The sequence below is a fragment of the Carboxylicivirga sp. genome (assembly GCF_982718395.1).
In genome coordinates, this window is the sequence record NZ_CEXQWX010000213.1 from 1 (window position 1) to 9,367 (window position 9,367).

9 protein-coding genes are annotated in these 9,367 nt (G+C 36.8%); 7 read left to right on the plus strand and 2 right to left on the minus strand.

The features are described 5' to 3' along the window. From AC4MRQ_RS23425 to AC4MRQ_RS23455, 7 genes are all read left to right on the plus strand, one after another. Positions 1–271 (plus strand): hypothetical protein (locus AC4MRQ_RS23425; protein WP_491200156.1); only part of this gene is annotated, 271 nt, incomplete at its 5' end. A 182-nt stretch (positions 272–453) separates the two neighbouring features. Next, positions 454–1,176, plus strand: a complete 723-nt coding sequence (locus AC4MRQ_RS23430; protein WP_491200157.1) for a hypothetical protein — start codon at positions 454–456, stop codon at positions 1,174–1,176. Positions 1,177–1,305: 129 nt separating this feature from the next. After that, positions 1,306–2,397: a S41 family peptidase gene (locus AC4MRQ_RS23435; protein ID WP_491200158.1), complete on the plus strand. Its 1,092-nt coding sequence runs from the start codon at positions 1,306–1,308 to the stop codon at positions 2,395–2,397. 561 nt (positions 2,398–2,958) lie between these two features. Continuing rightward, positions 2,959–3,750, plus strand: coding sequence for a methyltransferase (locus AC4MRQ_RS23440; protein ID WP_491200159.1), 792 nt, complete (start codon positions 2,959–2,961; stop codon positions 3,748–3,750). Between the two features lie 218 nt (positions 3,751–3,968). After that, a complete protein-coding gene (locus AC4MRQ_RS23445) occupies positions 3,969–4,379 on the plus strand; it encodes a 6-pyruvoyl trahydropterin synthase family protein (protein WP_491200160.1) in 411 nt (136 codons plus the stop codon). Between the two features lie 24 nt (positions 4,380–4,403). Further along, positions 4,404–6,137 carry an aromatic amino acid hydroxylase gene (locus AC4MRQ_RS23450; protein WP_491200161.1) on the plus strand — a complete coding sequence of 578 codons (1,734 nt, stop codon included), beginning with the start codon at positions 4,404–4,406 and terminating at the stop codon, positions 6,135–6,137. A gap of 17 nt (positions 6,138–6,154) precedes the next feature. After that, on the plus strand, positions 6,155–6,859 hold the full coding sequence (locus AC4MRQ_RS23455; RefSeq protein ID WP_491200162.1) for an SDR family NAD(P)-dependent oxidoreductase: 705 nt from the start codon (positions 6,155–6,157) through the stop codon (positions 6,857–6,859). 181 nt (positions 6,860–7,040) lie between these two features. On the opposite strand, the gene AC4MRQ_RS23460 is transcribed toward AC4MRQ_RS23455, so the two are convergent. Both AC4MRQ_RS23460 and AC4MRQ_RS23465 read right to left on the minus strand, forming a co-directional pair. After that, positions 7,041–8,204, minus strand: coding sequence for an RtcB family protein (locus tag AC4MRQ_RS23460; protein WP_491200163.1), 1,164 nt, complete (start codon positions 8,202–8,204; stop codon positions 7,041–7,043). Positions 8,205–8,260: 56 nt separating this feature from the next. Beyond that, a partial coding sequence (locus tag AC4MRQ_RS23465; protein WP_491200164.1) for a slipin family protein occupies positions 8,261–9,367 on the minus strand: 1,107 nt, incomplete at its 5' end.

Here is a 9,367-nt window from a genome sequence, read left to right on the forward strand (position 1 = left end):
GATATTTGAAAACAAGGTCAATTTAAGCCCAAAAGTGAGGGAGATAAAAAGTAACTTGCCCGAACCATCTGATAATATCTATTGGCCTAACGGAAGAGGGTATTCATTTGACCAGGACAAATGGTTTAGAGATGTTAGTTCGCAACAATATTCTCCATCATTACAAAAAATTGACCGACCAAATGACCCATATAATTATTCTCCTAATGTTTATACTAAAAATGGTGTAATCAATGCTAATGATATTGGATTCATGGGTAACATTGATTAATTCTTTCACAAAAAAACTGTACCTAACAAAGTGCCATATTGCATAGCGGGTTTTGGTGGTTTGCGGGGGCGCGGCTCTCGAATCACCGTTCCGTCCTACCGGACAGGAACGCTGCCCCGAAATCCGCTACGCAACATACTCCAACCGTTGGCTACTATTGAAAAACAAATAACCAGATAAATATGCCAGAACAAAAAAACACAAATAAAAATACTTTTTTTGATTCAATACCAATTGAATACTTAATTGCATTGGGAACAGTTCTTATTACGATTATTCTAGCTTCAGGAAATTGGGACTTTTTAGATTTGATATTGCTCATAGCTGTTGGGATAGGTGCTAGAAAATTAATTGAGAGTTCAATAAAAACCTCTAGATTTAATTTGCCTATTATAACATTAATTGGAGGTGTTTTAGGTGTTGCAATCTTACTTTCCTTATTTTCCGTGATTGGGCAGACTTTTAATAGTCCATTTTTTGCTAAAGCTGACAGTTCCATTTATAGTAAAGTTATAAACGATAAAAACTTGTCCGATAGAGATAAATATACATTTGATTATTTAATAACAGAATCAGTATTTAATCAATATCATCTGGATTATAAATACATTACTCTTATTGAAAAGGATTCTTTGAAATTAGATACTGTTTTTTTAAAACTTAACGAAGCTGGTATTATAGATAAGGACTATGACTCATTTGACTGTTTAAAAAATGAAATTAGAAACATACTGACTAAAGAAGAATTGAAGCAATTGCAATTATCAGAGTTGAAATACAAGTGTCAAATTGTAGAATCAGATAAATCTCTATATTATCAAATCTCATTTTTCGTTACTTCAATACTGATAACAATAATATACTATTCAATTAAGAATAAAAGGAACAACAGTAGCCAACAATAAATATACGTAATGAGGGGCGATTTAGTAAATTTGAATTTTAGAGCAATTAATAAGCAATGTAGGGGTAGGATAGCAAAGTGCCTTGAAATCCCGCACTACGCATATTCGAGCCGTTATAGCGCATAAAAAATGAAGAAACTGCTAACATATACGATTATCATTCTGATTGTTTTAATCAGTGGTTGGACTTATTTGACCAGAGACAAAGAACAACAAAAGGAAAGTTTCGAAGCGTTTTTTGAAATCTTCAAAGAAAATTATGCCCTTTTTGATGTTAAGGGAATTGATTGGAACAAAGAATATAATTATTACTCATCAAAAATAAATGAAGAAACAACAGATGATGAATTGTTCAATGTTTTTCAAGAGATATTAAAAAAAATAGATGATAAACATTGCTATATTTATCGTTTCAATGAAATATATTTCTCTGGTTTTGGACTTCCTTCGTTAAACTATCTTGACTTAACATCTTTTGACTTCAGATTACCAACAAATGATTTTTCATTAAAGCTAATTGAAAACAAGTATCTCATCAATTATGAAAAATCGTTAAAAGTAAAATCATTTCTTCCACCAATGGGAATTAGAAAAGTATTTACAACTGGATGGTTAACGGACTCGATTGCTTATATCAATATGACAGAGATGAGTAACAAGTCTAATGAAGTTCACAACTCGATAAGTTCATTTTTACAGAAATATAAAAATGCGAAAGGATTTGTAATTGATATTCGAAATAACATCGGTGGCTATTCTTTGCCAGTTAAAGAATTAGCAGAATATTTTGCAAAAGACACAAACACTTTTGCAATCTCAAGACTGAGAAATCCTGATAGTATATATAAATTCCAAGAACCTGAATATTGGAAATTAAAACCAACAAAGAATAGTGAATATAAAAATCAACCAATAGCATTGTTGACAAATGAAAATACGCAAAGTGCAGCAGAATTATTTACCCTAATGATGAAAACTCTCCCCAGTGTCAAGATTATTGGAAACACGACATCTGGTGTTTTTGCAGATACTCATATTGGAAAACTTCCGAATGGTTGGGAATATCGTTTATCAATTAGAAAAACAAATGACTGGAATGATAATGTTGTCGAAAATATTGGGATTATACCGGATGAAGTAATAAAAAATACAGAAACTGATTTACAAAATGGAACTGATAAAGTTTTAGAATCAGCGATGAATTATATAAATGAGAACTAATAAATTACGCGCTATAACATTTTGTATAAGTAATGGCAGGGAAAGTGGTAAATATTAAGGTTTGTAGCCCGCTCAAACTGCGTAGTGGTTTGACAGGAAACTACCACGCAATCTGCCACTGCCCATACAATTTTTCGTTAGTCACAACACAAAAGCCAAACAAGCAGGTATGATGTTAAAAGTAGATACAGAATAAAACTAAGGTAATAAGTAATCGAATTCAATTGTTAAACAATTTGAAAATGAAATAATTGGACTTGTTAATGAAAATAGAAAAATAAATAGTCCTCAATAATAAAATTTTATACTTTTGTACTGAAAATTTAAAAATAAAGTGCAGGAAATCCACCCCATACACTTATAGTGGCTTGGGAATGATAAATCTAAATTACAAATAATACAAAAGGCTTTAAGGTTACTACTTAGGGCTTTGACAATTCAATTTAATTATTAATTGGAGTAAATTGTTGTAACTAGATTTTCATAAGTTCTACTTTCCAAGTTGAATACATTACTTTTGTAAATCATATTGACAAATTACTTCGTGAACAATTCACGAAAATGCTTATTAACAAAGAAATAAGAGAAGAATTAAACAATTTATTCTTCTTACTAAAATTACAAGATAGACACTCAAATTCATCTATAGACAAACAAGTTAAAATAGAACAGATTATCGCCTATTTAGAAATTATTCATGCCGAAATTAGAAAGGCATCAAAGAAACGAAAACTTGTCTTTATAGATAGCTGTGCAGGCAACTGCTATTTGAGTTTTTTAGTTTATTATTTTTACAACAAAATTGAAAACCGGGAAATCGAAATTCATTGTATCGACTATAATGAAAAATTAATGACTTCTAATGCTAAATTGGCAAGCGAAATGAATTTTAAGAATATATTCTTTCATTCAAAGGACATTATAGAATATTCAACTGACCAAAAAATTGATTTAGTATACTCATTGCACGCTTGTGATATCGCAACAGACAAAACCATGTTTTTAGGTATTAAGACCAAGGCGAAGATTATACTTTCTGTTGCTTGTTGTCAACATTCAATTAGCATGAAACCTTCGTCTTTCAAAATAGTTGTTCGATACAAGTCTTTTAGAGATAAAATGCTAATGATGATTTCTGATACTTTAAGAGCATTGTTATTAGAGAGAAATGAATACAAAGTTGATATCTTTGATTTTGTTTCTTCAAGGTATACCGAAAAGAATACAATGGTTAGAGCTGTTCGTACTGGTTTTAAAAAACAGATAGACCCTATTGAAGAATACAACAACCTTAGCCGAGATTTTAAGATGAAGCCTTTTCTAGAAGAACTTTTATCAGAAGCAGATAAATGATATAAAAATGCAGTGGCTAATAACTAAGCGTTCTGACCGGTTGAAAACCAGAGTCAGAACGCCGTGTTGCCGACAACAGACCAGGAACTATTGTCTATGGGGAAAGGTCTATAAGTTAGTATTACAATCTGTAAGTCGAACAAATTAGGCATTCAATTCCTTTAATATAGAAGGAACAAAGTTCAACTCAGAAATAACGATAGACAACACACATTAAAATGATCTACATCAGCCGAAGAGAACGATTTAGCGCTGCACACAAACTCTGGAACCCAGCACTCTCAAACGAAAGCAATTTGGCTTTATACGATAAATGTGCAAATGCCAATTTTCATGGTCATAATTACGAATTGATAGTGACTGTTAAAGGTGAAATTGACGAGGCTACGGGATATGTTTTCGATTTGAAACAACTCAGCAACTTACTTAAAGATACCATTATCAGCAAACTGGATCATAAGAACCTTAACCTCGATGTTGATTTTTTAAAGGACATCATACCAACAGCTGAGAATATAGCAGTGGCCATTTGGAATGAAATTGAAACTTCAATTAATTCTAAAGGGTGCCAGTTACATAAGATCAAACTAATTGAGACAGAGAATAACTATGTAGAATATTACGGATAATCACCACTTGCAAATCTACCCAATATGCTAACCATCAATAAAAACATTCAACGACTCCCCAAGCATTTAAAGCAGTTTATTGTAGACCAAAACTACGAAAAATACACCGCGGTCGACCATGCTGTATGGCGCTACATCATGCGCCTTAACTATAACTTTCTTAAGCATACAGCACATGAATCCTACCTGAAGGGTCTTGAAGCTACAGGTATTAGCATTGATCGTATTCCGAAAATCGATGAGATGAATTCCATCTTATCTAAAATTGGCTGGGGCGCTGTATGTGTCGATGGCTTTATTCCACCGGCTGCTTTTATGGAATTTCAGGCCTATAAGGTCTTAGTAATTGCTGCAGACATGCGCCATATCAACCATATCGAATATACACCTGCTCCTGACATAGTGCACGAAGCAGCTGGCCATGCACCTATTATTGTTGATCCGGCCTACGCCGAATATCTGCGCCTTTTTGGCGAAATAGGGAGTAAAGCTTTATCATCAAAGCGTGATTACGACCTTTATGAAGCTGTACGGAAACTTTCGATCTTAAAAGAAAATCCTGATGTTACCGATAAAGAGATTAAGGATGCAGAATTGGAGCTAGAAAGGATATCAAACGATATGGGGCCGGCTTCGGAAATGGCTAAATTGCGAAACTTGCATTGGTGGACTGTCGAATATGGCTTAATCGGAGATGTTAGTCAACCTCAGATTTATGGCGCAGGACTTTTATCTTCAATTGGCGAAAGCGAGTCCTGCCTGAAGGAAAAAGTACAAAAGATAAGCTACAACTTAGAAGCTTCGGAATACAATTTTGACATTACCACACAACAACCACAACTATTTGTTACACCAGACTTTTCCCACTTGATCCATGTGCTGAACCTCTTCGCTGACCAAATGGCTTTTCGAAAGGGAGGGCTTGAGAGTGTATCACAAGCGGTCGAATCACAAGGTGTTAACACCTGCCAATTGGATAGCGGTATTCAAATTAGTGGCGTATTCTCCAATGTGATTAAATCAGATGACAATAAGATAGTCTATATCAACACAACAGGTCCGACTATGCTCTCCGTATCGAACCGGATGCTTATCGGGCATGATACATCGGCTCACAAGGAGGGCTTCGGTACACCAGTCGGAACGTTAGCTTATCCTCCATTGGATTTGCATTTAGCAACAGTGAATGAGTTAAAAGAAAATAACATTGAGCTTGGAAAAGAATGTGCATTAAAGTTTCATAGTGGAGTAGAAGTGAAAGGCCGGTTGCATTATATCAGGCACAACAGCCTTGGCAAAAATCTAATAATGAGCTTTATCGATTGTACTGTTCGATATAATGAGCAGATTTTATTTATGCCGGAATGGGGAATCTTTGATATGGCAATTGGCACAAAAGTCGTTTCTGTATTTTCAGGCGCAGCTGATAAAGCCGAATACGAAGATATCAGCCATGTATCTAAGACCAATACTGTATGCCATAACTACTCTGATCTGGATTACATTAACATTTATCAGCAAGTGCGCGACCTGCGAGAGCAAAACTCCAATATGCAACTTAAAACTCTGGTAGAAACTGCTAATTCTTTATATCCCGGGGAATGGTTATTGCTTCTCGAACTTTATGAGCTGGCAATTGAAATGGATAACTCCTTATCCAAACACTTGCAATCACAGCTATTAAAACTTAGCAAAGAGAAGCCGGAGCTAAATAATCTGATCAAAAATGGCTTATCCTTATTAAGTAGCAAGAATTAAAAATAAAACACCCGACTATGAACATTGTAATTACAGGAGCCAGTAGAGGCATCGGATTTGCAACTGCATTAACCCTGGCTTCAAGTGGTAAGCACCATATAGTTGCAATTGCACGCTCAAAAGACGGCCTGGCACAATTGAAAAAACAACTCCCTGATGATAGTCCATCGCAAATTTCAACGATGTCATTCGACCTCGCCTGTAAAGATTATTCCGGATTGGTAAACGATATTAATAGAACATTGAATGGCCGGGTTGATATTTTAATAAACAATGCGGGTTACCTTATCAATAAACCTTTTCTGGAGTTGAACGACGAAGACTGGCAGCTGATGTTTGATGTCAATGTCTTTGCAATTACCCGACTATCCAAGGCACTTTATCCATTTCTGAATAAATCCAAAGCGCCGCATATTGTCAATATTGGCTCAATGGGAGGTGTTCAAGGCACCGAAAAATTCCATGGTTTATCCGCTTACTCTACCAGCAAGGGGGCAGTTAATACATTAACAGAGGTTATGGCCAAAGAATTTGAGAACGATAACATTAAAGTTAATTGCATCAATCCGGGTGCTGTGCAAACAGAGATGTTGGCACAGGCTTTCCCCGGTTATCAGGCTGATGTATTACCACAAGACATAGCAAAATATATTACTGCATTTGCTGTAAGTGGTCACACGGTCATGAATGGCCGCCTGCATGAAGTGAGTTTAAAAAGTTAGATTAAGTTAATTTTGCTTGCTAATTAGCACTTTTCAAGATAATATTCAGCTACCCAAGCAGATTGGGCGCACTGCCCAAGTATCTTGGGTGCATTGCCCAAACACTTTGGGCGCCTTGCCCAAGCTGTGTGGGTAGCCTGCCCAAACCAATTGGGTGGGGCGCCCATTCAGAATGGGTAAATCACCCCTTCACAACAGCCAAAGGCTCCAACTCGACCTTGATTTTAACCAGATCTTTCTGATTAGCCATAACCGTATCAATATCCTTATAAGCTCCCGCTGCTTCATCCAAATCTTTTTGGTGGCGGATACCATGAATAATGCCTTTGTCGTTCAGCTTCTTAATTTCTGTTTTGAGGTCCAGTTCACGTTGTGCTTGTTTTCGTCCCATTACACGACCAGCTCCATGAGAACAGGATTCAAAACTTTGAGGATTCCCCAAACCTTCAACAATGTAGGATTTGGTTCCCTGCGAACCAGGGATGATCCCCAATTCACCCAACCGGGCTCGCGTTGCACCTTTTCGGTGAACCAGTACATTTTCCTTAAAGTGATTTTCCCAGGCTGCATAGTTATGCGCAATATTGATGAGATCATCAAATGCCACTTCACCTTTGAAAACTTCCAGAAAAGCATGCTGTACACGCTCCATCATCAATTTACGGTTGGCTAGAGCAAAATCGACACAGTAATTCATTTCATTGAGGTAGGCATGTGCTTCTTCTGTCTCAATAGGCAGGAAGGCCAGATCATGTGAAGCAGGCACGGTCGAATGCCAGCGTTCGTTCAACTGCTTCGCTTTTTTATTGTAAAAATCAGCCACTTGCTTTCCCAGGTTTCTGCTACCCGAGTGAATCATTACCCAAAGGTATCCATCAGATCCATGCTGTATCTCAATAAAGTGATTACCTCCACCTAATGATCCAATCTGCTTCGTTGCTTTTACATAATGGCGCTCCACAATGAAGGGTAGTGCTTCAATCTGTGGCATGTACTTTTCATCTTGCGCCTCTTTATGCCAATCAAACCCCACAGGAATCGTCTTTCTAATTCGCGACATTATCTGTTTCAAAGTATCCGAATCCGCATCTTCCAGGTTGGTACGCATGGCACACATTCCACAGCCAATATCCACACCAACGGCATTGGGAATAATGACACCTTTAGTGGCTAAAACACCACCAATGGGCATTCCATAACCAGAGTGAGCATCGGGCATCAGGGCCACATGTTTGTGCACAAATGGCAAGTTGGCTAAGTTTTTCGCCTGTGATAAAGCATTTTCTTCAATGTCATCCAACCACATTTTAATAGGTCGGTTTTCTGATGATATAACTTGTTTCATTTTTTACTTCTTGTCGTAATGTAGGATACAGTCGAGGCGCATCCTACATTGATTTATTACTGATTAGAAGGAGAAAAAATCTCTTTTAACTGATCAACAACCTGACCACCACCCGATAAAGATATTGTGTTTATTTTATCAGCAATCTTTTCAACATACTCCATCTCTTTCAATTTAAACAACATTTTGTTGTCCTCCATCAATTTAGCGGTGTTTAACAAGCTTCGGGTCGAAGCTGTTTCTTCCCGTCTGGTGATGATGTTGGCCTGAGCTTTCTTTTGAGCAATCAACACCTGGTTCATAATGTCACGCACATCGCCTGGTAAGATGATATCACGCACACCTCCATCAATCATCTCTACACCAAAACTTAAGGCCTTTTCTTTTACCGATGCCATCACAAACCCGGATACTTCTTCTTTCCGTTCAAGAATCTCATCCAAACTTAAGGTGCCTACATATTCACGCAATGCCAACTGGATAGCCACATACAACTGTTTGATGTAATCCTGATTATCTGTTAAGGCTTTAATCACATCAACCACCTTGTAGCTGGCAAAGAAACTCATGCGCAAAGCCGCCTTGTCTTTACTTAATAACTCCTGCCCGGATACTTCCATTTGTGCCTGGCGTAAATCTGCTTTTTTAACCACAATGGGAGTATCGTTCTTCCAGAAGTAATGCATGCCTTGCTCTAATTCACGCACAAACTGGTCATTAATAAACAATAAACCTTTTTCATAGGATTCGACCCGATAAACCCTGGTATATTGACTGGCTTCAGGACGTGATAATATAGCTTTATAGCTTTTGTCGACGGCTTCGGTCCCCGACAAATCAATTGTGTCAAAAGTATATTTGGTTGGTCCTTTCCAGTAGGCATGTCGCCCGGGAGTTAAGACACAAGAGAATATGCCATTCTCATACCTTAAAACAATTTCGTTATCAGCTACCTCTATTACATGTAACAGTTTGGCTAATGCTTCATCCTGTAACAAAATATTTAATTCCATGGATAAAGTTAAAGGTTGCGACATATTGCAGATACCCACCTTATCGGTGTAACGCACCCAATACTTGCCAGCTGTTAATACTTTTAAATAGTCGCCATTTCTAAATACTAAGCCAACTTTTCCATTGTTTATTCTTATTCGTTTCATCTT